Annotated in this window: 18 protein-coding genes and 1 other RNA gene; 7 read left to right on the forward strand and 12 right to left on the reverse strand. The window is 61.3% G+C overall.

Annotated features, from left to right (window positions below):
• Positions 1 to 6 precede the first annotated feature (6 nt).
• The 4 genes from E3O56_RS22165 (at position 7) to hemN (ending at position 4,854) form a co-directional block, all read left to right on the forward strand.
• Positions 7 to 2,457 (forward strand): heavy metal translocating P-type ATPase, encoded by a 2,451-nt coding sequence (locus E3O56_RS22165; RefSeq protein ID WP_248128985.1) that lies wholly within the window; start codon positions 7 to 9, stop codon positions 2,455 to 2,457.
• A 22-nt stretch (positions 2,458 to 2,479) separates the two neighbouring features.
• Positions 2,480 to 2,692: a cbb3-type cytochrome oxidase assembly protein CcoS gene (gene ccoS, locus E3O56_RS22170; RefSeq protein WP_248128986.1), complete on the forward strand. Its 213-nt coding sequence runs from the start codon at positions 2,480 to 2,482 to the stop codon at positions 2,690 to 2,692.
• Positions 2,685 to 3,368 carry a sulfite exporter TauE/SafE family protein gene (locus E3O56_RS22175; protein WP_248128987.1) on the forward strand — a complete coding sequence of 228 codons (684 nt, stop codon included), beginning with the start codon at positions 2,685 to 2,687 and terminating at the stop codon, positions 3,366 to 3,368. The genes ccoS and E3O56_RS22175 overlap by 8 nt, the downstream gene beginning before the upstream one ends.
• Positions 3,369 to 3,471: 103 nt before the next feature.
• A complete protein-coding gene (hemN, locus tag E3O56_RS22180) occupies positions 3,472 to 4,854 on the forward strand; it encodes an oxygen-independent coproporphyrinogen III oxidase (RefSeq protein ID WP_032879955.1) in 1,383 nt (460 codons plus the stop codon).
• A 6-nt stretch (positions 4,855 to 4,860) separates the two neighbouring features.
• Here the strand turns inward: hemN and E3O56_RS22185 are convergent, their stop codons facing one another.
• Positions 4,861 to 5,322 (reverse strand): hypothetical protein, encoded by a 462-nt coding sequence (locus E3O56_RS22185; RefSeq protein WP_032879954.1) that lies wholly within the window; start codon positions 5,320 to 5,322, stop codon positions 4,861 to 4,863.
• Positions 5,323 to 5,477: 155 nt separating this feature from the next.
• On the opposite strand from E3O56_RS22185, the gene fnr reads away from it, so the two are divergent.
• Positions 5,478 to 6,212 (forward strand): fumarate/nitrate reduction transcriptional regulator Fnr, encoded by a 735-nt coding sequence (fnr, locus tag E3O56_RS22190; RefSeq protein WP_005790290.1) that lies wholly within the window; start codon positions 5,478 to 5,480, stop codon positions 6,210 to 6,212.
• A gap of 78 nt (positions 6,213 to 6,290) precedes the next feature.
• Positions 6,291 to 6,839 (forward strand): adenine phosphoribosyltransferase, encoded by a 549-nt coding sequence (locus E3O56_RS22195; RefSeq protein WP_005790291.1) that lies wholly within the window; start codon positions 6,291 to 6,293, stop codon positions 6,837 to 6,839.
• Between the two features lie 109 nt (positions 6,840 to 6,948).
• Here E3O56_RS22195 and E3O56_RS22200 read toward each other — a convergent pair whose 3' ends face one another.
• The 6 genes from E3O56_RS22200 to E3O56_RS22225 all read right to left on the reverse strand — a co-directional run bounded on the left by E3O56_RS22200 (position 6,949) and on the right by E3O56_RS22225 (position 13,606).
• Positions 6,949 to 8,097 carry an acyl-CoA dehydrogenase family protein gene (locus E3O56_RS22200; RefSeq protein ID WP_228308824.1) on the reverse strand — a complete coding sequence of 383 codons (1,149 nt, stop codon included), beginning with the start codon at positions 8,095 to 8,097 and terminating at the stop codon, positions 6,949 to 6,951.
• A gap of 198 nt (positions 8,098 to 8,295) precedes the next feature.
• A complete protein-coding gene (gene recR / locus E3O56_RS22205) occupies positions 8,296 to 8,898 on the reverse strand; it encodes a recombination mediator RecR (RefSeq protein ID WP_005790294.1) in 603 nt (200 codons plus the stop codon).
• Between the two features lie 66 nt (positions 8,899 to 8,964).
• Positions 8,965 to 9,999, reverse strand: a complete 1,035-nt coding sequence (locus E3O56_RS22210) for an NADP-dependent oxidoreductase (protein WP_032879952.1) — start codon at positions 9,997 to 9,999, stop codon at positions 8,965 to 8,967.
• 139 nt (positions 10,000 to 10,138) lie between these two features.
• The gene (locus tag E3O56_RS22215; protein ID WP_003193199.1) at positions 10,139 to 10,477 is read right to left on the reverse strand and encodes a YbaB/EbfC family nucleoid-associated protein; all 339 of its coding nucleotides are present in this window, start codon (positions 10,475 to 10,477) and stop codon (positions 10,139 to 10,141) included.
• 43 nt (positions 10,478 to 10,520) lie between these two features.
• A complete protein-coding gene (gene dnaX / locus E3O56_RS22220) occupies positions 10,521 to 12,587 on the reverse strand; it encodes a DNA polymerase III subunit gamma/tau (RefSeq protein WP_032879951.1) in 2,067 nt (688 codons plus the stop codon).
• Between the two features lie 77 nt (positions 12,588 to 12,664).
• Positions 12,665 to 13,606: a DMT family transporter gene (locus tag E3O56_RS22225; protein ID WP_103733639.1), complete on the reverse strand. Its 942-nt coding sequence runs from the start codon at positions 13,604 to 13,606 to the stop codon at positions 12,665 to 12,667.
• Between the two features lie 99 nt (positions 13,607 to 13,705).
• On the opposite strand from E3O56_RS22225, the gene E3O56_RS22230 reads away from it, so the two are divergent.
• Positions 13,706 to 14,569, forward strand: coding sequence for a LysR substrate-binding domain-containing protein (locus tag E3O56_RS22230; protein ID WP_223018109.1), 864 nt, complete (start codon positions 13,706 to 13,708; stop codon positions 14,567 to 14,569).
• A 113-nt stretch (positions 14,570 to 14,682) separates the two neighbouring features.
• Here E3O56_RS22230 and E3O56_RS22235 read toward each other — a convergent pair whose 3' ends face one another.
• From E3O56_RS22235 to E3O56_RS22255, 5 genes are all read right to left on the reverse strand, one after another.
• A complete protein-coding gene (locus tag E3O56_RS22235; protein ID WP_078822042.1) occupies positions 14,683 to 15,273 on the reverse strand; it encodes a hypothetical protein in 591 nt (196 codons plus the stop codon).
• 1 nt (position 15,274) lies between these two features.
• Entirely contained in the window at positions 15,275 to 16,321 is a 1,047-nt protein-coding gene (locus E3O56_RS22240; RefSeq protein WP_032879947.1) for an N-acetylmuramidase family protein, read from the reverse strand.
• A 158-nt stretch (positions 16,322 to 16,479) separates the two neighbouring features.
• Positions 16,480 to 18,441: an AAA family ATPase gene (locus E3O56_RS22245; protein ID WP_223018107.1), complete on the reverse strand. Its 1,962-nt coding sequence runs from the start codon at positions 18,439 to 18,441 to the stop codon at positions 16,480 to 16,482.
• A gap of 150 nt (positions 18,442 to 18,591) precedes the next feature.
• Positions 18,592 to 18,688, reverse strand: an RNA gene (ffs, locus tag E3O56_RS22250) — signal recognition particle sRNA small type.
• A 135-nt stretch (positions 18,689 to 18,823) separates the two neighbouring features.
• Positions 18,824 to 19,990, reverse strand: a complete 1,167-nt coding sequence (locus E3O56_RS22255; protein WP_248128988.1) for a putative zinc-binding metallopeptidase — start codon at positions 19,988 to 19,990, stop codon at positions 18,824 to 18,826.
• Positions 19,991 to 20,105: the final 115 nt, after the last annotated feature.

A 20,105-nucleotide genomic window follows, 5' to 3' on the forward strand; every position in this document is an offset into this window, starting at 1 on the left:
GCGCCCATGACCAGCCCAATCCCCTGCTACCACTGCGCCCTGCCCGTCCCATCCGGCAGCCGGTTCACCGCCCGGATCCTCGGCGAACGCCGCGAACTCTGCTGCCCCGGCTGTCAGGCCGTGGCCGAAGCGATTGTGGCCGGTGGGCTGGAAAGCTATTACCAGCACCGCAGCGAAGCCTCGGCCAACCCTGAGGCGCTCCCGGTGCAACTGGTGGATGAGCTGGCGCTGTACGACCGCGCCGATGTGCAAAAACCCTTTGTGCGCCATCAAGGCGACTTGGCCGAAACCACCCTGTTGATGGAAGGCATCAGCTGCGCCGCCTGCGGCTGGTTGATCGAGAAACACCTGCGCAGCCTGCCCGCGGTGGCCGAGGCGCGGCTGAACCTGTCCAACCATCGCTTGCACGTGCGCTGGGCCGATGGGCAACTGCCGTTGAGCCAACTGCTCAGCGAACTGCGCCATATCGGCTACGCCGCCCACCCCTACCAGGCCGACCGCGCCGCCGAACAATTGGCCAGCGAAAATCGCCTGGCCCTGCGTCAACTGGGGGTTGCCGGCTTGCTGTGGTTCCAGGCGATGATGGCAACCATGGCGACCTGGCCGGAATTCAATATCGACCTGAGCCCGGAGTTGCACGTGATCCTGCGCTGGGTTGCGATGTTTCTCACCACACCCATCGTGTTCTATAGCTGCGCGCCGTTCTTCAAAGGGGCGCTGCGTGACATACGCACGCGACACCTGACCATGGACGTATCGGTATCCCTGGCAATTGGCGGTGCGTACCTGGCGGGCATCTGGACCGCGATCACTGGCGTGGGCGAATTGTATTTCGATGCCGTGGGCATGTTTGCGCTGTTCCTGCTGGCCGGGCGTTACCTTGAGCGCCGCGCCCGGGAGCGCACCGCAGCGGCCACCGCTCAATTGGTCAACCTGTTGCCCGCCTCCTGCTTGCGCCTCCAAGGTGATGGTCAGAGCGAACGCATCCTGCTCAGTGAACTGGCATTGGGTGATCGTGTCCTGGTGCATCCCGGCGCGGTGCTGCCGGCGGATGGCGTGATCCTCGACGGCCAATCCAGCATCGATGAATCCCTGCTGACCGGCGAGTACCTGCCACAGCCGCGGCGGATCGGCGACAGCGTTACGGCTGGCACGCTGAATGTCGAGGGCGCACTGACGGTCGAGGTGCGCGCCCTGGGCCACGACACGCGTCTGTCCGCCATTGTGCGCCTGCTGGAGCGCGCCCAGGCCGAGAAACCACGCCTGGCGCAAATCGCCGACCGTGCCGCGCAGTGGTTCCTGCTCTGCTCGCTGATCGCCGCCGTGCTGATCGGCCTGCTGTGGTGGGAACTGGACCCGTCACGCGCATTCTGGATTGTGTTGGCGATGCTGGTGGCGACTTGCCCGTGTGCACTGTCCTTGGCCACCCCAACCGCCCTGACCGCTGCCACCGGCACCTTGCACACCCTGGGGTTGCTACTGACCCGCGGCCATGTGCTTGAAGGCCTGAACCAGATCGACACGGTGATTTTCGACAAGACCGGCACCCTCACCGAAGGACGCCTGGCGTTGCGCGCCATCCAGCCCCTGGGCGCGCTGGACAGCGACCAGTGCCTGGGCCTCGCCGCCGCCCTGGAGAACCGCTCGGAACACCCGATTGCTCGTGCCTTTGGGCGTGCGCCACTGGCCGCTGATGAAGTGTTGAGCACCCCTGGCCTGGGCCTGGAGGGTCGGGTGGGGGACCGCCTGTTGCGTATTGGCCAACCGGGTTTTGTCTGCGAACTCAGTGGCTGCGCGATTCCCGCCTCACCGGACGAAGCCGGGCAATGGCTGCTGTTGGGTGACAACAGCGGCGCCCTCGCCTGGTTCGTACTCGACGACCGCCTGCGCAGCGACGCCCCTGCCCTGCTCGCAGCGTGCAAGGCACGCGGCTGGCGTACGCTGCTGCTCTCGGGCGACAGCTCACCGATGGTCGCCAGTGTGGCCCTTGAGCTGGGCATCGACGAAGCCCACGGCGGCCTGCGCCCTGATGACAAGTTGCAGGTGCTGCAAAACCTGCACAGGCAAGGCCGCAAGGTGCTGATGTTGGGCGATGGCGTCAATGATGTGCCGGTGCTGGCCGCCGCCGATATCAGCGTGGCCATGGGCTCGGCCACTGACCTGGCGAAAACCAGCGCCGACGCGGTGCTGTTGTCCAACCGCCTGGATGCCTTGGTGCAGGCCTTCAGCCTGGCGCGGCGCACCCGTCGAGTGATCATTGAAAACCTGCTGTGGGCCGGGCTGTACAATGGCCTTATGCTGCCGTTTGCCGCCCTGGGCTGGATCACACCAATCTGGGCAGCCATCGGTATGTCCCTCAGTTCGTTGACCGTGGTCCTTAACGCATTGCGCCTGACTCGCCTGCCGAGCGCGCACGCTAAAGGTACCGCCCCAGTAACCCGCCCGCTGCCGGCCTGAGCCGCGTGGGCATGGAGTGCAGATGCCAGCTCTATACGTGATGATTCCGGCGGCGCTGCTGTTAGTGGGTGTGGCGATCTACATCTTCTTCTGGGCCGTGGACAGCGGCCAGTACGAGGATCTCGATGGCCCGGCCCACAGCGTGTTGTTCGACGATCAGGATCCGAATCACCTGGCCGCCGTCGACGAAGCCAACAGCCCCGAACAACCGCCCAAAGATCCACCCCATGCTTGAGCTGGCGCCCCTGCTGGTCTCGGCGCTGATCCTCGGCCTGCTGGGCGGCGGCCATTGCCTGGGCATGTGTGGCGGACTGATGGGCGCCCTGACCCTGGCGATCCCCAAGGAGCAACGCAGCCGCCGCTTTCGCCTGCTGCTGGCGTACAACCTGGGGCGCATCCTCAGCTATGCCACGGCAGGGCTGCTGATCGGCCTGGCCGGCTGGGCGGTGGCCAACAGCCCGGCGGCGATGTTCATGCGCGTGCTCGCCGGGCTGCTGCTGATCTGCATGGGCCTGTACCTGGCCGGTTGGTGGAGCGGCCTGACCCGCATCGAAAGTCTCGGACGCGGCCTGTGGCGGCAAATACAGCCTGTTGCCAACCGTTTGCTGCCGGTGTCGAGCCTGCCGCGCGCCTTGCTGCTGGGCGCGCTGTGGGGCTGGTTGCCGTGCGGGTTGGTCTACAGCACCCTGCTGTGGGCCGCGAGCCAGGGCAATGCGCTGGACAGCGCGTTGCTGATGCTCGCATTCGGCCTCGGCACCTGGCCGGTGCTGCTGGCCACCGGGCTGGCGGCGGAGCGTGTCACCGCGCTCTTGCGTAAACGCAGCGTGCGCATGGCCGGCGGCCTGTTGGTGATCATCTTCGGTATCTGGACCTTGCCGGGCCCGCATCAGCACTGGCTCATGGGTCATTGAAAGCCCCTGTGGCATAGCGCCGCTCCCCGTTGATGCAAATCAACATGCCTTGCCAGCCCTGCCCCTAGACTCGGCCCACTAGCCAATCCGGGGGACCGCCCGCATGCTCGACGCCATTCGTTGGGACACAGATCTGATTCACCGCTACGACTTGGCGGGGCCGCGCTACACGTCCTACCCTACCGCCGTCCAATTGGACAGCCAGGTCGGCACCTTCGACCTGCTCCATGCCCTGCGCGAAAGCCGCAAGGCGGTACGGCCGTTATCGGTGTATGTGCACGTACCGTTCTGCGCAAACATTTGCTACTACTGCGCCTGCAACAAGGTGGTCACCAAGGACCGTGGTCGCGCCCAGGCCTACTTGCAGCGCCTGCAGCAGGAAATCCAGCTGGTGGCCTGCCACCTCGATCCGAAGCAGCCAGTGGAGCAATTGCACTTTGGCGGCGGCACACCGACTTTTCTCAGCCACGACGAACTGCGCCAGGTGATGAATTGCCTGCGCCAGCATTTCAATTTGCTCGATGATGATTCGGGCGACTATGGCATCGAAATCGACCCTCGCGAAGCCGACTGGGCCACCATGGGCCTGCTGCGCGAGCTGGGTTTCAACCGCGTAAGCATCGGCCTGCAAGACCTTGACCCCGAGGTGCAACGAGCGGTCAATCGCCTGCAAAGCCTGGAAGAGACCCGCGCAGTGATCGATGCGGCACGTACCCTGCAATTTCGCTCGATCAATATCGATTTGATCTACGGCTTGCCCAAGCAATCACCGCTGAACTTTGCGCGCACTGTGGAAGAAGTCATCCGCTTGCAGCCGGACCGCTTGTCCGTATTCAACTACGCCCATCTGCCGGAACGTTTCATGCCCCAACGGCGGATCAACACCGACGAGCTGCCCTCGCCGGCCGAAAAACTGCTGATGCTGCAAACCACCATTGAACAACTGACCCAGGCCGGCTACCGCTATATCGGCATGGATCACTTCGCCCTGCCGGACGACGAACTGGCCATCGCCCAGGAGGAAGGCAAGCTGCAGCGCAACTTCCAGGGCTATACCACCCACGGGCATTGCGATCTGATTGGGTTGGGCGTTTCGGCGATCAGCCAGATTGGCGACTTGTATTGCCAGAACAGCAGCGACCTCACCCACTACCAGAACGCCTTGGCGGGCGCACAACTGGCAACCAGCCGTGGTTTGGTCTGCACCACTGACGATCGTCTGCGACGGGAAGTGATCCAGCAGTTGATCTGCAATTTCAGCCTGGGGTTCGAGGCGATCGAACAGGCGTACAACATCGACTTTCGCGGCTACTTCGCCGAGCTATGGCCGCAATTGGAGACGATGGCCACCGATGGCCTGATCGAGTTGGACGCCCGGGGCATTCGTGTGCTGCCGGCCGGGCGCTTGCTGGTGCGTTCAGTGTGCATGGTGTTCGATGCCTATCTGGAGCACCAGAACAGGCAACGATTTTCGCGGGTCATCTAGACGTTCTTACTTCATGGCCAGGCTCGCGGCCTTGACCGCATCACCCGCGCTCATGTCTTTCATCGCCTTGGTCAGGGATGCCTGGGCGCTGGTCAAGCTGGCTTGCAGCGCGCTCAACGCTGACTGCAGCCCGGAGAGCCGGGCACGGGCCTGTTCAGGGCTGAGACTTCTGTCGGCCATTACCGCTGCCATCTCAGCCTGTTTCTCGGCAATCTGCTTTTTGATCTCACGAATCATCTTGAGCAGATTCTTGACGTTGTCCGCCAGGCCGCTTTCGTCGATGTCACTGTTTGAGGTTTTTTCCGCCGCGGCAGCTTTCATCGCGGCGCCGGAAATGGTCACCGAAACGGCAGGCTTGGCTTCATCCGCTGTCGGAATCGCGGCAACATCGGAATCGGCAGCTTTCTTGGTTTCGGGCTGTGCCTGGATCTGAGTACGCGAAGCGAGTTGAGTACTGAGGGCTAACATGTTTTGAGTCGCCGTGTTTGTAGTCGATAGCAGTACTATCGGCGGTTTTAGCCAGATCTTTATATACCGACAGGTTTTTTGTACACGCTGGCCTCCATACCCCCCAGTGCGTTACCCTTACGTCTTATGTGTGTTTTCCCACAAGGATTTAAGAAATGTCCGAGCCAGTTAAACTGCGCGCTCACAGCCAGGCCCATTGCAAGGATTGCAGCCTGGCTCCCCTCTGCCTGCCACTTTCGTTGAATCTGGAAGACATGGATGCGCTGGACGACATCGTCAAACGCGGCCGCCCATTGAAAAAAGGCGAATTTTTGTTTCGCCAGGGCGACAAGTTTGATTCCGTCTATGCAGTACGTTCGGGCGCATTGAAGACGTTCAGCCTCAGCGACGGCGGCGAAGAACAAATCACCGGCTTCCACCTGCCCAGCGAGTTGGTCGGGCTGTCGGGAATGGACACCGAGATTCACCCGGTGTCGGCCCAGGCCCTGGAGACGACGTCGGTGTGCGAAATTCCTTTCGAGCGCCTGGACGAATTGGCCCTGCAACTGCCGCAACTGCGCCGCCAATTGATGCGTGTGATGAGCCGCGAGATTCGTGACGATCAACAAATGATGCTGCTGCTGTCGAAGAAAACCGCCGACGAGCGCATCGCGACGTTCCTGGTCAACCTGTCGGCGCGCTTCCGTGCCCGTGGTTTCTCGGCCAACCAGTTCCGCCTGAGCATGTCGCGTAATGAAATCGGCAATTACCTGGGCCTGGCAGTTGAGACCGTGTCCCGCGTGTTTACCCGCTTCCAGCAGAACCAGTTGATTGCTGCCGAGGGCAAGGAAGTGCATATCCTCGACCCGATCCAGCTTTGCGCATTGGCCGGGGGCTCACTGGAGGTCTGATCCAGACACTGCGGCCGCGCCAATCGGCAAGGCCGCAGGTATACTTCGAGTCCGTTTTCCGCCCAGGACTCTGCGACGATGACCTTCGATTCGTTCGACATCAAATCCCTGATTCGCCCTGTCATCGACTTCCCCAAGCCTGGGGTTATCTTTCGTGACATCACCCCGCTGTTCCAATCACCCCGCGCCCTGCGCCTGGTAGCCGACAGCTTTGCCCAGCGCTATGTCGAAGCCGATTTCACGCATATCGGTGCGATGGATGCCCGCGGTTTCCTGATCGGTTCGATCATCGCCTACCAGCTCAACAAGCCGCTGATCCTGTTTCGCAAGCAAGGCAAGCTGCCGGCGGATGTGCTGGCCGAGGGTTACCAGACCGAGTACGGCGAAGCCTTCCTGGAAGTACACGCCGACAGCCTGTGCGAAGGTGATTCGGTGCTGATATTCGATGACCTGATCGCCACGGGTGGCACCCTGATTGCTGCGGCCAACCTGGTACGGCGCATGGGCGCGCAGATCTTTGAAGCGGCGGCGATTATTGATTTACCGGAACTGGGTGGTTCGCAGCGGTTGGAAGACATGGGGATTCCCACGTTTTGCCTGACGCAGTTTGGGCTGACTGAAAGGTAAGGGTCGTCAGTACTGCAGTCATCGCGGGCAAGCCCGGCTCCCACCTTGGAATGCATTCCCCTGTGGGAGCCGGGCTTGCCCGCGATGAGGCCCGAAAGAACACCGCAGGTCAAAGCCCCATCTGCTTGCTGATGATTTCGTTCATCACCTCCCGCGTTCCCCCACCAATCGACAGAATCCGGTTATCGCGATACAGCCGCTCCACCAGGCTACCCCGCATGTACCCCTGCCCGCCCAACATCTGCACCGCGTCATAGGTCACCCGGTCAGCTGTATCCGTGGCCAGGTTCTTGGCCATGGAAATCTCCTTGATCACGCTCTTGCCGGCGGCCATCTTCGCCGCCTGACGGTAAGTGAACTCGCGGGACACTTCCACGGCAGTGGCCATTTCCGCCAGGCGGTGCTTGAGCACCTGGAACTTGCCGATGGGTTTACCGAACGCTTCGCGCTGGGCGGCCCACTTGAGGCTTTCTTCCAGGGCCAGTTGCGCGGTCATGTTGGCCATCAGCGCCAGCGCCAGGCGCTCGCTCTGGAAGTTGCCCATGATGCAGGCAAACCCCATGTTTTCAGCGCCGATGAGGTTGCCGACGGGCACGTGGCAGTCGTCGAAAAATAACTCGGCCGTGTCCGACGCCCACCAGCCCATCTTCTTCAGCGGCTGGCCAACGGTGAAACCGGGGGTGTCTTTTTCAATCAGCAACAGGCTGATACCGCCGAAGCCCGGCCCGCCGGTGCGCACCGCCACGGTATAGAAATCCGCCCGAATGCCGCTGGTGATAAAGGTCTTGGCACCGCTCACACGGTAGTGCTCACCGTCACGCACGGCGCGGGTGTGCAGGTTGGCGACATCAGAGCCGCCACTCGGTTCGGTAACCGCCAGGGCGATGATCTTCTCGCCGGCCAGCACCAGGGGCGCTATACGCTCCCGCACGTCAGGCCGGGCCCATTTGACGATGGGCGGCAGGCCGATATCCAGGGAGCCGAGCCCGGCCACCACACCACCGGAACCGCAACGCATCAGTTCTTCGCTGGCGGCGACCTTGGCGAACAGATCGCCTTCGTGGCTTCCACCCAATGCCTCGGGGTAGCCGATCCCAAGAATGCCCGCCGCTCCGGCTTTGAGGTAAAGCTCACGAGGAAAGCTCTCAGCCTCCTCCCAGTGCTCGATCCCCGGCAACATCTCGCGCTCGACAAACCGGCGCACGCTATCGCGGACCAATTGGTGGCTGGGGTCGAAGTATTCCTGATAGGCAGACATCGGCAAGCTCCATGGCGAGATGGAACGAACTTACCAAGCGCTTGCTTGGTTATCAAGCCGTACACGATTTTCACCGACACCACAAAACCAATGTGGGAGCCGGGCTTGCCCGCGATGCAAGCGTCTCGGTTTTTCAGTTACACCGTGGTGATGCTATCGCAGGCAAGCCAGCTCCCACATTGGGGGCTGCAATGGGCGTTAGAGGGCGATCGGCTTGCGGCCTGCGAACGAGTGCGCCAAGGTACCGCCATCCACCAACTCCAACTCGCCCCCCAACGGCACGCCATGGGCAATCCGAGAAGTGATCAAGCCCTTGTTGGTCAGCAGTTGGGCGATGTAATGCGCCGTGGCTTCACCTTCCACCGTCGGGTTGGTCGCCAGGATCACTTCGCTAAAGGTGCCCTGCTCTTCAATGCGCGCGACCAGTTGCGGGATACCGATGGCTTCCGGCCCCAAACCGTCGAGCGGCGACAGGTGGCCCTTGAGCACAAAGTAGCGGCCGCGATAACCGGTCTGCTCCACTGCATACACATCCATCGGCCCCTCCACCACGCAGAGCAACGTGTCGTCGCGTCGAGGGTCGGCGCATTGCGGGCAAAGTTCTTCTTCGGTGAGGGTGCGGCACTGACGGCAGTGGCCCACGCCTTCCATGGCCTGGCTCAGAGCCTGGGCCAGGCGGGTGCCGCCACTGCGATCACGCTCCAGCAGTTGCAGCGCCATGCGCTGGGCAGTTTTCTGGCCAACACCTGGCAAGGTGCGCAGAGCGTCGATCAGTTGGCGAATCAGGGGGCTGAAGCTCATGGGCGAAAGGTCCGACAAAACAACGAGACGCGGTTTATACCCGCGCCCCGGATTAGCGTCAAATACTCAATCTTGCGCGACGCGCACCACCAACTTGCCGAAGTTGCGTCCCTCCAGCAAGCCGATAAAGGCTTCAGGCGCTTGCTCCAGGCCATCGACCACATCCTCGCGGAACTTGATCTTGCCATCGCGCACCCACGGCGCCATGGCGCTGAGGAATTCCGGCTGGCGGTCGCCATAGTCGTCGAACACGATAAAGCCCTGGATACGCACACGCTTGGTCAGCAAGGTGCGTTGCAGTGCCGGCAGGCGATCAGGGCCGCTGGGGGTTTCATGGGCGTTATAGCCGGCGATCAACCCGCACAGCGGCACGCGCGCCTTGGCATTGAGCAGCGGCAGCACCGCATCGAAGACCTTACCGCCGACGTTTTCGAAATAAATGTCCACGCCTTTGAAACAGGCCAGGGCCAACTCATGGGCGAAGTCTGCGCTCTTGTGATCGATACAGGCGTCAAAGCCCAGCTCATCCACCACATAGCGGCACTTGTCGGCACCGCCAGCAACCCCCACCACGCGCAAGCCCTTGAGCTTGGCCACCTGCCCCACCACCGAGCCCACCGCGCCGGACGCAGCCGCCACCACCAGGGTTTCCCCGGCCTTCGGCTGGCCGATATCCATCAGGCCCATGTAAGCGGTCATGCCTGGCATACCCAACACGCCCAGAGCCATCGACGGGCTCGCAAGCCCCTTGGGCAATGGCATCAGGTTCTTGCCGTCGCAGATACTGTGGCTCTGCCAGCCGGTGGCACCGACCACCAGATCACCTACCTCGAATTTCGGGTTGCGTGATTGCTCGACACGGCTGACAGCACCGCCGGTCATCACTTCGCCGATTTCCACGGGTGCGGCGTAGGACGGCGCGTCACTCATGCGTCCACGCATGTAGGGGTCCAAAGACAGGTACAGCGTCTTGAGCAGCACCTGACCGTCTGCCAGATCCGGCAGGCTTACACGTTCCAGGCGGAAGTTTTCCGGCGTGGGTGCGCCTTGAGGGCGTGAGACCAGAACGATGCGTTGGTTGAGCGTCATTTCTTGAGGCATCAGCGGGGCTCCTTTTATCGATGAGAATTCAGCGGTATAGGGTGCAGACCATAGGCAACGGGCCGGGGTTCGATGTTTCGTGCGCGCAAAAAAAATGCCAGGCGCAATGCCCGGCATTTGAGTCTAGCCAACGTTTGTATCAGAACGGCAGTTTCATGCCCGGTGGCAGCTGCATGCCAGCCGTCACGCCGGACATTTTGTCCTGGCTATTGGCTTCGATCTTGCGCACAGCATCGTTGACGGCTGCGGCGAACAACGCTTCGAGCATTTCCAGGTCATCTTCGCCCACGCCAGGCAACACGCTCGGGTCGATGCTGACACGCTTGATGTCGTGACGACCGGTCATCACCACGCTGACCATATCGCCACCGGCTTTACCGGTGACTTCGGCGTTGGCCAGTTCTTCCTGCATCTTGGCCATTTTTTCCTGCATCTGCTGTGCCTGCTTCATCAGGCCGGCCATGCCACCTTTCATCATGGGAATCACCTCAAAAGTACGTGGATCAATAAATAGCCCGGTGTCATGACGCTTGGGGCACCGGGGCTTCGACAGGTTCAATAGTATCGTGGCGGACGACCGCACCGAACTGTTGCATCATTTGTTGGATAAGCGGATCAGCGTGGATCGAATCCTCAGCCTCGCGCTGGCGGTTCAGACGCCGACGGGTCGCGGCCTGGGCCGGGGTTTCCTGCTCGGGCTTGATCAGTTCGATGGCGATGGTCAGCGTGCGCCCATGGTATTGGTTGAGCGCATCGTTGAGCCGACGCTGCTGGGTCGCATTGAACAAGGCGCTGTGGGCCGGATCCAGGTGCAGCAGCCAATGGTCGCCCTCGATGGAGATCAGTGTGCAGTTGGCGGCGATACTCCCGGTCATGCCGGAGATCGGCAATTTCGGAAACAATTCCAGCCATTGCAGGGCCAGGCCGGTGGCCGGGGCCGCAGCCGGTTCTGCCTCGGGCTCGGGCGCTGGCTCGGCGGTGTGCTCGCTGGCCAATTCGTCCAGGTAGCTGTAGGCCGAATCCATGTCCGGCTCGATGTAGTCTTCGTCCAGCGGCGGTTCGTCGTCCAGGTCGATGCCGGGGGTCGCGGCCTCGACCTGGGCTACCGTCGGCTCGGGAACCGGCGCCGATACCCACTCAGGGGCATCCGGCACCACGCTGTCCGGGGTCGGCGCAGGCATCGGCGTCAGCTCCGGCTGCTCGCCGGCAGTTTCCAGTACGGGTTCTACGGCGGGCTGTTGCTCAGCCTCGGGCTCAGTCTCTGCTTCGACCGGATCGTTCCAGGGCAGGTCGACCACGGGGGCGGGCTCGATAACCGGCTCGGGCTCAACCACAGGTGCCACTGCAGCCGGCGCAGGTTCGGGCTCAGGTGCCGGCGCCACCGGCGCAGGCGCAGCCACTACTGGCGCGACAACGGCCGCGCCAGCCACTGGTTTGGCGGAATCAACTGTGGCCTGGCTGATCCCCACTGGCTTTAGCGGCTGTCTCGGCGCGTCTGCCGAATCCGCCGGCCGGAACGCCAGCATCCGCAGCAGCACCATTTCAAAGCCACCTCGCGGGTCCGGCGCCAGGGGCAGGTCGCGGCGGCCGATCAGGCCCATCTGGTAGTAAAACTGCACATCCTCGGCCGGTAATGCCTGGGCCAGGGCCAACACGCGGTCGCGATCGCCATGGCCGTTATCCACGCCTTCCGGCAGGGCCTGGGCGATAGCGACGCGGTGCAGCACATTGAGGATTTCCGAGAGTACGCCATTCCAGTCCGGGCCTTGCTCCGACAGGTGGCGCACGGCCTCAAGCAATGCCTTGGCGTCGCCCTCGATCAGCGCGTGCAGCACGTCGAAGACCTGGCCGTGGTCCAGGGTACCGAGCATGGCGCGCACATCGGCAGCCATCACCTTGCCTTCGCCAAAAGCGATGGCCTGGTCGGTGAGGCTCATGGCGTCGCGCATCGAACCGTCGGCAGCGCGGCCCAGCAACCACAGGGCGTCGTCTTCGAACGGTACGTTCTCGACACCCAGCACATGGGTCAAATGCTCGACCACGCGCTCGGGCGTCATGTTCTTCAGCGAGAACTGCAGGCACCGCGACAAAATGGTTGCAGGAAGTTTCTGCGGGTCGGTGGTGGCCAGGATGAACTTAACGTAGGGCGGCGGCTCTTCCAGGGTTTTCAACAGCGCATTGAAGGAGTGGCTGGACAGCATGTGCACTTCGTCGATCAGGTAGACCTTGAAGCGCCCACGGCTCGGCGCGTACTGCACGTTGTCGAGCAGCTCGCGGGTATCTTCGACCTTGGTGCGGCTTGCGGCGTCGATCTCGATCAGGTCGACGAAACGCCCTTCGTCGATCTCGCGGCAGACCGAACAGGTGCCGCAAGGCGTTGACGTGATACCGGTCTCACAGTTCAGGCACTTGGCGATGATGCGCGCAATCGTGGTCTTGCCCACCCCGCGAGTACCGGTGAACAGATAGGCGTGGTGCAGCCGCTGGCTGTCCAAGGCATTGATCAGAGCCTTGAGCACATGGGTCTGGCCGACCATTTCGCGGAACGAGCGCGGGCGCCATTTACGTGCAAGAACCTGATAACTCATCGAAAACCGTCGCAACTGGGAAGCGGAAGCCGGTAATGCTAGCGGAGCAGGGGGGAAATTGCATCCGGCACGCTCGTCTAATCTGACGAAGCTGGCTTGATTGCCCGTCCAGATGGCGTCTGCGGGTGTGCCGGCCGCACGATTGAGCGCCAGCGTCCCTCCAGGCTGATAGCGGCGACGCTGGTCAGCACGATCACCGCACCCAGCATCACCTGCAGGGTCACCTGTTCACCGAGCAGCGTGGCGGCCATCACCATGGCAACCGGCGGAATCAGGTACATCGCCACCGAAGCGCGGCTGACTTCGACGTGCTTGAGCACATAACCCCAGGCCAGATAGGCCAACGCACTGGGAAAAATACCCAACACCAGCACCGCGAGGTTCTCCCGCAACGGCGCCTGCACGATAGCGGCAGGCAGGCCCGGCAGGTTCACGCACAGCATCAAGGTGCCGGACCAGACCATGTAGCACGCCATCGTCAACGGACTGTAGCGATGGGCGTAATGCCTCTGGATGGCGAAGTACACGCTCCATGAGCAGGCCGCCAGCAGGATCAACAAGCCGCGCGGGTCGATATCGCCTACACCATGATCGCCCCAGATCACCACCAGCACGCCGGCCAACCCCAACAGTACACAGCTCCAACGCCAGATGCTGACGCGCTCCTGCAAACAGAAAAAAGCGATCAACACACTGAACAGCGGCGCCGACTGTGCCAACACACTCGACGCCGCCGCTGTCACCCATTGCTGCCCGTGATTGAGGCTGGTGTGGTGCAGGAACACCCCGAAGAAACCCAGCACCAGCAGCCACGGCAGGTCGCGCACCTGGGGCCGGCCAATGCCGACTACCCAGGCCACAGCCGCCATGAATAGCGACGCAATCAAGAAACGCAGCAACGCCAATTGGCCAGGGCTGTAGCTGTGCAGCCCCATATGCACGCCTATGGGTGAATAAGCCCAACAGAGGATGACGCTGGCAATGACTAGCGTAAGCTTGAGCGGTGACGGGGTACTCATCGATGGCATCCATAAAAGAAGGAGTGCCGTCAGTCTTGGCCCGGGCCAGGCGTAGGACAATTAAGCGTTTCTGACTTCTGAAATCACTGGAACTGAGCAATGGAACTGGCCCAACTGAAAATGGTGCGAGCCGTGGCGCAAACCGGCAGCGTGGCCCAGGCCGCCCTGCAACTGCACTGTGTGCCGTCCAACATCACCACCCGCATCAAGCAGCTGGAAAGCGAGTTGGGCACACCGTTGTTTATCCGCGCCGGCCGCGGGTTGGCGATCAGTGCTGCGGGTGAGATCTTCCTGGATTACTGCGAGCGCATCCTGGCGTTGGTGGATGAGTCCAAGCGTGCGGTGGATGCCAGCGCGATTCCCCGTGGCACCTTGCGCATCGGCGCGGTGGAATCCAGCGCCAGCGGCCGCCTGCCGCCGCTGTTGGCGGAGTATCACCGGCGTTATCCCGAGGTCAGCCTGGAGTTGGTGACCGGCGCCTGGGCGCAACTATTGGACGACCTGCAACACCATCGTCTGGATGTGGCCCTCGTGGCCGCCAGTGGCAAACACACGAAGCTGGAGCACAGCGTGGTCTACAGCGAACGCCTGGTACTGATCGCCAGCGCGTCCAGCGCGCCCATCCACAGCCCCGAAGACCTGGCTGGCCGCACATTATTGGTGTGGCCGCCCGGCTGCCCCTACCGCGCAACACTGGAAAACTGGCTCAAGCCCCAGGACTTCAAGCCGGCGATTGCCAGCTATACCAGTTGGGGCACGATCATCGGCTGCGTCAGCGCGGGGATTGGCGTGGCTTTGGCGCCGGAGGGCATCCTGGCGCGTTATGAGCAGGCCAATCAGCTGGCATCGTATCGGTTCGACGAACTGGCAGCGGTAGACAACTTGCTGTTCTGGCACAAAGATACCCAGCGGCATCTTGCACGGGATGCATTCTCCGGGCTACTGCGCGAAACCTTCGGCTAACACCGCCAAAATGTGGGAGGGGGCTTGCTCCCGATAGCGGCGGGTCAATCAATATAGGTGCTAGCTGACCCTTCCTCATCGGGAGCAAGCCCCCTCCCACATTTCAGAGCTTCTCAGAGCTTCGGTGCAGCCAACCGTGTGTACTGGCCCTGGCTGATCCAGCCCGTGAAGGAACGGTCGTGCGCATTGATGAACTCCACCTGCGCCCAGCCGTCCTTGAACGCCAGCACACCCACTACATCACCCTTGACGATATAGGGACGCTTGACCGCCTTGGCCCCCGGAGTTTTCAGAAGGTAAGCCTTGTCGGCAGACACCGTCACCAGCCCGATCCACTTTTTGCTGGCGGTCTGGGTCAGGTCCAGGCCCGTGGCAATTTCCGGCATCAACACGTTGATGCAGCCGGGGTGTTGACGGCCCTGCTCCACTGTCAGGACCACACCGTCGGACGCCACTGCCACACTCCCAGGGTAGGCAGCATCCAGCCAGGTGGTAAGCGTCTCTGGCTTGCCTTGCAGGTAGAAGGTGCAACGGCGGCTAACGCCCTCGCCCATCGCTTCGGAATAAAAGCCTTCAACCTGGTTACCGGGCGTCACCGCCAGCATCAACCCTTCGTACTTGCCTGAATGCAAAGCGGCCGAACCAGCAAACGCGGGGGCCACGGCGCACAACGACAGCATTCCCATCGCCAGAAAACGAATCATCTTATTTCTTCCCTTCAAAGGCTTCGTAGGCTTGTTTCATCAGCACGTCATAGTTGCCGTAGTCCTCGCCGTTATAGTTACGAGCCATGGCTGTGAAATCCTTGTTTTTCATCGCACTCATCAGCGCCGTGCTCTTGCTGCAAAAACTGAGGTAGGCCTTGAGTTGATTACCGGCGTTTACTTTTAACGCCGCTGCAAACTCGAACACCGTCTTGAACCCGCACGACGCGAAGTTGAACCCCATGACCTGAAACATCCCCCAGGACGCCGACATCAGTGCCGCTTCCTGGTCGAGAGCAAAAGCGGTGGCCATGGTTTCCCAGGCCTTGACCTGGTCCTTGTTGTTGGTCTGCCACTGCGGCCCGGCTTTTTTCTTGTAGACGTACGACAGCAGCGGGTGCGACTGGTCGTAGATATGCTTGGTGTACTTGCGAAAGTGATGACCTTCGAAGGCGATGATCGGCAGCTTGGCCGGCCCGAACCCCACCTTCCCGCCCGACTCGATGGTGGCGAACGCCTTGACCACATTCACCGAGATGCCGTTGCCCAATTGCTTGGCAGCATTCTGGAAGTCCGTATCGCTCAGCGTCGTGCCGCCGTCGCAGGTGGCCTGCAGCATTAATTGGCGGTTGCGCCGCTCGGCCTCGATCACCGCACGCACCTGGTTCAGGTAGACATTGACCGTGGCTTGCACCGCATCGACGTTGTTATTGCCCAATGCGTTGAGAAAGCTCGGAATACGCATGGTCGGGAAGGCCCGTACGGGTACTTTCACCGCTTCCTCGATCAAGCTGTTGAACGTACGCCCCGTGGGGTCGATCACCCCATCGGGATGAGCATATTTGAGATGGCGGAACTGATACTGGCTGATGCACTGCACCAACTGGCCATCGCACTTGCCGTTTTCCAGCAAGGCAAAGCCCATTTTGGGAATGATCAGGTTGAATAAATATTGGATGCACTGCACATCGGCGGGCAAGTTGCGGGCTTTGCCGGGAGCGCCGACTGAGGCACTGATAAGTCGAGGCAACCCTTGCAGGCTTTTCATGACAGACATCCTTGTAAGTTAGAGAAGCGATAGCACTTCAATATCAAGTCCATGCCCTTGTCATGCTCTGAAACAAGTGGCCGGCGCAAGCTAACAAGGCGGTCTGGGGGTTGTCCAGAGGGCTTTTCCAAAGTTGTGAAACAGCTGGATTAAATCCTTCAGTAACCGTGTAATTCGCGGGTTTTCTGATACTTGTGATAGTCGAGCCACTCAACCACATCGTAGGGCAGATAGAGCTGCTGGGTTGCTCGCGAAATTGCGATATACACCGCACACAGTCGCTGGTCGAACGCGTAGGCATCCTGGAACTTTACGTTGGTCAACAACGCTGGTGTGAGCAACACCCGGTTGAACTCCATGCCACCGGCGTCTTGCGCCAACATCAAGAGGCAGCGCTCATCCGGATGGCCGCTTTGCCTGTTCAAGCGCGTGACATCCGCCAGATTAAAGCCTTTTTGCAGCTCAGCTTCGACCCAGAGAAACGCCTCATCGAACTGGCAGGCCTCGCGTACTTGCTGCCAATCGGCCATATCGCTGAAAAACGGGTGGGGCCCGCTGTCATTGAACTCGCTGCTGTAGAAGTCAGGCTTGAACAACGCGACCACGGTGTCCATAAAATACTTGAGCGACTGCTGCGCTTCTTTACCGGCCAGGCTGAACGCACAACGGGCTTCGCTCAACTGGATGGCCCACTTCATTGTGTCCCAGTGGGATGCGGTCAATACCACGCAGCCTTGCGGCGGTACAAAGCCCAGCGGATAAAACTCGATACCGACGTCGGCATCCCGAGCCCCCTCGAAAAGCACTTTGCTCTTATCCGAATGCTGGCTGATCAAGGGATTGACCAGGCGCTCGACATTGCGTCCGGAGCGCACGGAGTAACACACATCCGTATGGCGCACCTCACGGGCGCGCCTGACCATGACTCCACTGGCCTGCTGATACTCATCCCCCAGGGTTATCAGCACCTGCCGGCCCCGCTCGATGATTTGCAGCAGCGGCGCCGGAATATCCTGGCTCTCGTCGATAAGGACGTGGGTATAACGCTCGGGCACCACGCAGCCGGCGAGGCTGGCGCGCTTGATCATCAGCAAGGCTTCAAACCCAGTCTGGCTGCCCCAGGCCGGATTCGCTTCGAGATAGCTCCATAGCCGGCTGGCATATTCGAGCAGTGCCCTGGCATCAACGCTGGACAGCGGCTGTTTGAAATGCGGCAAGTGCTTCGCCGACAGGCTGTATTCCCAGGAGCGGCAGTAGGCTTGCAATACGTTGAGGCAAACGTCGACCACAGCCTGCCCTTGCAGGCCACGAAAGCCGAAGATATTCAGCTCCTGAGCCAGTGCCTGCTTGCTCGGCGCCCTCACCTGCGCAGTCAGCGGCTTGGGCCTGGGCCCCTGCATCAAGGCGTGGGCGAATGCATGGAAGGTGTGCCCGGCCTTTCGCTCGCGTACGCCCACCATACGGGCACGCAGGGTTTCCAGCTTTGCCGGGGTACGCGCCAGCAACAAAGTCTTTTCCGGACGCAAGTGCTCCATCAAGGCCACCAGCAGGTGACTCTTGCCGATACCTGCATAGCCCTGAACATGCAGGTCTTCGTTCAAGTTGGCGCGGAAGGTTCTGACCAACTTGTCTTGCTCGGCACTCAACCAGCGCTCGCGATGCCTGGGCGTGACCATCTGCTTGCTGAAGGGATCATTGGTCTTGAGATGGCGGACTTTGTACTCTACGTCCCACTTGCCGCTGGGCAACAGATAGTCGCGCGCCTGCACTTCCTCCGCTAACAGAAAACGCAGCTTCAGGCTTTTGACCACATTGAGGCCGAAGTACAGCTTCCTTTGGTCGAACAGCCGCTGCGCCTCGGAGAGTAGGGAGACGCTTGCCGAATGGCTGGCCTCTACCGCCCAGTCAATCAGCTTGGCCAACACTTTTTCGGCACCATTGGCGCTCAGGTCGCTTTCGGGCACCTGCGCCAGGTTCTGGATCACCAGCACCGCCGCCAACTCCGGTTCACTCAGGGCTACGAGCGCATCGAAACCCTCACCGCTCAACAACCCCACACAGGTTTGCTCGGTGATCGGCAAGAACACAGGGCTGGACAAATCAAAATGTTCCGAGTGCATACAGCCTCGTAGCCAGGGGAAAGACACGCTTGGGAGTATGCCACTAGTCGTGGAGTGGCCGTCGTGCACTGTGCGATAAGGGTCACAGATGACTGGCTGACTATATGGATTCAGGAATAGGTAAAACAGAAGGGAGCGTTATGGAGGCAACCCCACCAGCCACACCCCGGCACACAATGTTCCCGCTGTGGCTGCTGCCTTCCGGCTCTGACCAGGTTCACGGGTAATCGTTGCGGGGGGACCGATGGGGTCACCATAACGACGCAAGCCTCTCGGCAAGCCGCGCCATTGTACCGATCTGATCGGAAGTTACAACCGTAAAAAATGAGAAGCTTCAAGTACTTGCCATGGCCCTCTGCAATTACCCCTCCCACAGGGGCAATCACTGAGCCTGCAGAACCTCGTCCGCTCTGCCACCCTCTTCCTGGATGACCAGGTGGATAAAGTGCAACTTGGCTATCACCCCCGGCGGCAGCACGAAGGGGTAGAAATCCGGCTGGCCCATGGCGCGGGACAGTTCGTTGAGCATACCGGCCAGCTCGATCCAGGCATTGACGAACGAGAGGAACGCCGGGCCGCCGGGGTGTGCCGGGTCATACAGCGTTGTCAGCGGGAACGGCTGGTAGTCCAGGTCCATCTCGCGGGCGCTCATGCCAAAGCCCAACGCGGTGTCCACCGCGTCCATCATGTGCAGGTAATGGGCCCAGGTTTCAGCCCAGTCTTCCCAGGGATGCATGGTGGCATAGGCGCTGACGCAGGTTTGCTGCCAGTCCGGGCGCGGGCCGTTCTGATAGTGCTGGTCGAGCGCTTTGGCGTAACTGGCGCGCTCATCGCCGAACAAGGTGCGAAAAGCGTCAAGCCAGTGGCTGTTGGCAATCAGCCGATCCCAGTAATAGTGGCCGACTTCATGGCGAAAATGACCGAGCAAGGTGCGGTAAGGCTCACGCATCTGTACGCGGACTTTTTCGCGGTGAGCATCGTCGGCTTCCTTGATATCGAGGGTGATCAGGCCGTTGGCATGGCCAGTGGTCGGCGCATTGCCTGCCAGGTCAGTCCCGATGAAGTCGAAGGCCAGCCCGGTGTCTTCGTCAACGCTCTTGGGCACCACCTGCAGGCCCAGGCTGATCAGTTGTGCCACTAGCCGACGCTTGGCAGTTTCGACCTTGCGCCAGCGTTCGGGGTTTTCCGGGATGGATAGATCAGGAATAGTGCGATTCAGGCTACAGGCCACGCACAGCGACGCAGTGGTGTGGGCGGGGATCAGCCAGTTGCACGCGGCCGGTGAGTCGAGGTTGGCACAGCGACGCCAGGCCCCGGCATCGAGTGCGTCATCCGCCAGCCAAGTGTCAACGACAGGGCCGGGTTGCAGGGAAGACAGACGGCTTTGCTGCGGCAGATAACCCAGCACCGCCTGGCAGGCCAGGCATTGGCTGTTGCGAAAGAATAAAGACTGGCCGCAGCGGCATTGCCACACCTTGCTGTTGCGCGAGGTTTGAGCCATGAACGGGGCGGCGATGCGCGAACTGAGTTGCTCGAAGTAACGGAACATGGCGGGCTCTCCCTGGGGTGACAGAGACTAGATCATTTCTCGCTCGAGATCGTTCCGCTTTCTTGAGGGGCTGCTGCGCAGCCCGACAGGAGCAAGCTCCCTCGCCACAGGAAGA

Source organism: Pseudomonas sp. W2Aug9 (assembly GCF_023127755.1).
In the GTDB taxonomy this organism is placed as follows: domain Bacteria; phylum Pseudomonadota; class Gammaproteobacteria; order Pseudomonadales; family Pseudomonadaceae; genus Aquipseudomonas; species Aquipseudomonas synxantha_A.

Coding starts and splice junctions, on each gene's coding strand:
- E3O56_RS22165 (WP_248128985.1), top strand. CDS start 7: ATGACCAGCCCAATCCCCTGCTACCACTGCGCCCTGCCCGTCCCATCC.
- ccoS (WP_248128986.1), top strand. CDS start 2,480: ATGCCAGCTCTATACGTGATGATTCCGGCGGCGCTGCTGTTAGTGGGT.
- E3O56_RS22175 (WP_248128987.1), top strand. CDS start 2,685: ATGCTTGAGCTGGCGCCCCTGCTGGTCTCGGCGCTGATCCTCGGCCTG.
- hemN (WP_032879955.1), top strand. CDS start 3,472: ATGCTCGACGCCATTCGTTGGGACACAGATCTGATTCACCGCTACGAC.
- E3O56_RS22185 (WP_032879954.1), bottom strand. CDS start 5,322: ATGTTAGCCCTCAGTACTCAACTCGCTTCGCGTACTCAGATCCAGGCA.
- fnr (WP_005790290.1), top strand. CDS start 5,478: ATGTCCGAGCCAGTTAAACTGCGCGCTCACAGCCAGGCCCATTGCAAG.
- E3O56_RS22195 (WP_005790291.1), top strand. CDS start 6,291: ATGACCTTCGATTCGTTCGACATCAAATCCCTGATTCGCCCTGTCATC.
- E3O56_RS22200 (WP_228308824.1), bottom strand. CDS start 8,097: ATGTCTGCCTATCAGGAATACTTCGACCCCAGCCACCAATTGGTCCGC.
- recR (WP_005790294.1), bottom strand. CDS start 8,898: ATGAGCTTCAGCCCCCTGATTCGCCAACTGATCGACGCTCTGCGCACC.
- E3O56_RS22210 (WP_032879952.1), bottom strand. CDS start 9,999: ATGCCTCAAGAAATGACGCTCAACCAACGCATCGTTCTGGTCTCACGC.
- E3O56_RS22215 (WP_003193199.1), bottom strand. CDS start 10,477: ATGATGAAAGGTGGCATGGCCGGCCTGATGAAGCAGGCACAGCAGATG.
- dnaX (WP_032879951.1), bottom strand. CDS start 12,587: ATGAGTTATCAGGTTCTTGCACGTAAATGGCGCCCGCGCTCGTTCCGC.
- E3O56_RS22225 (WP_103733639.1), bottom strand. CDS start 13,606: ATGAGTACCCCGTCACCGCTCAAGCTTACGCTAGTCATTGCCAGCGTC.
- E3O56_RS22230 (WP_223018109.1), top strand. CDS start 13,706: ATGGAACTGGCCCAACTGAAAATGGTGCGAGCCGTGGCGCAAACCGGC.
- E3O56_RS22235 (WP_078822042.1), bottom strand. CDS start 15,273: ATGATTCGTTTTCTGGCGATGGGAATGCTGTCGTTGTGCGCCGTGGCC.
- E3O56_RS22240 (WP_032879947.1), bottom strand. CDS start 16,321: ATGAAAAGCCTGCAAGGGTTGCCTCGACTTATCAGTGCCTCAGTCGGC.
- E3O56_RS22245 (WP_223018107.1), bottom strand. CDS start 18,441: ATGCACTCGGAACATTTTGATTTGTCCAGCCCTGTGTTCTTGCCGATC.
- E3O56_RS22255 (WP_248128988.1), bottom strand. CDS start 19,990: ATGTTCCGTTACTTCGAGCAACTCAGTTCGCGCATCGCCGCCCCGTTC.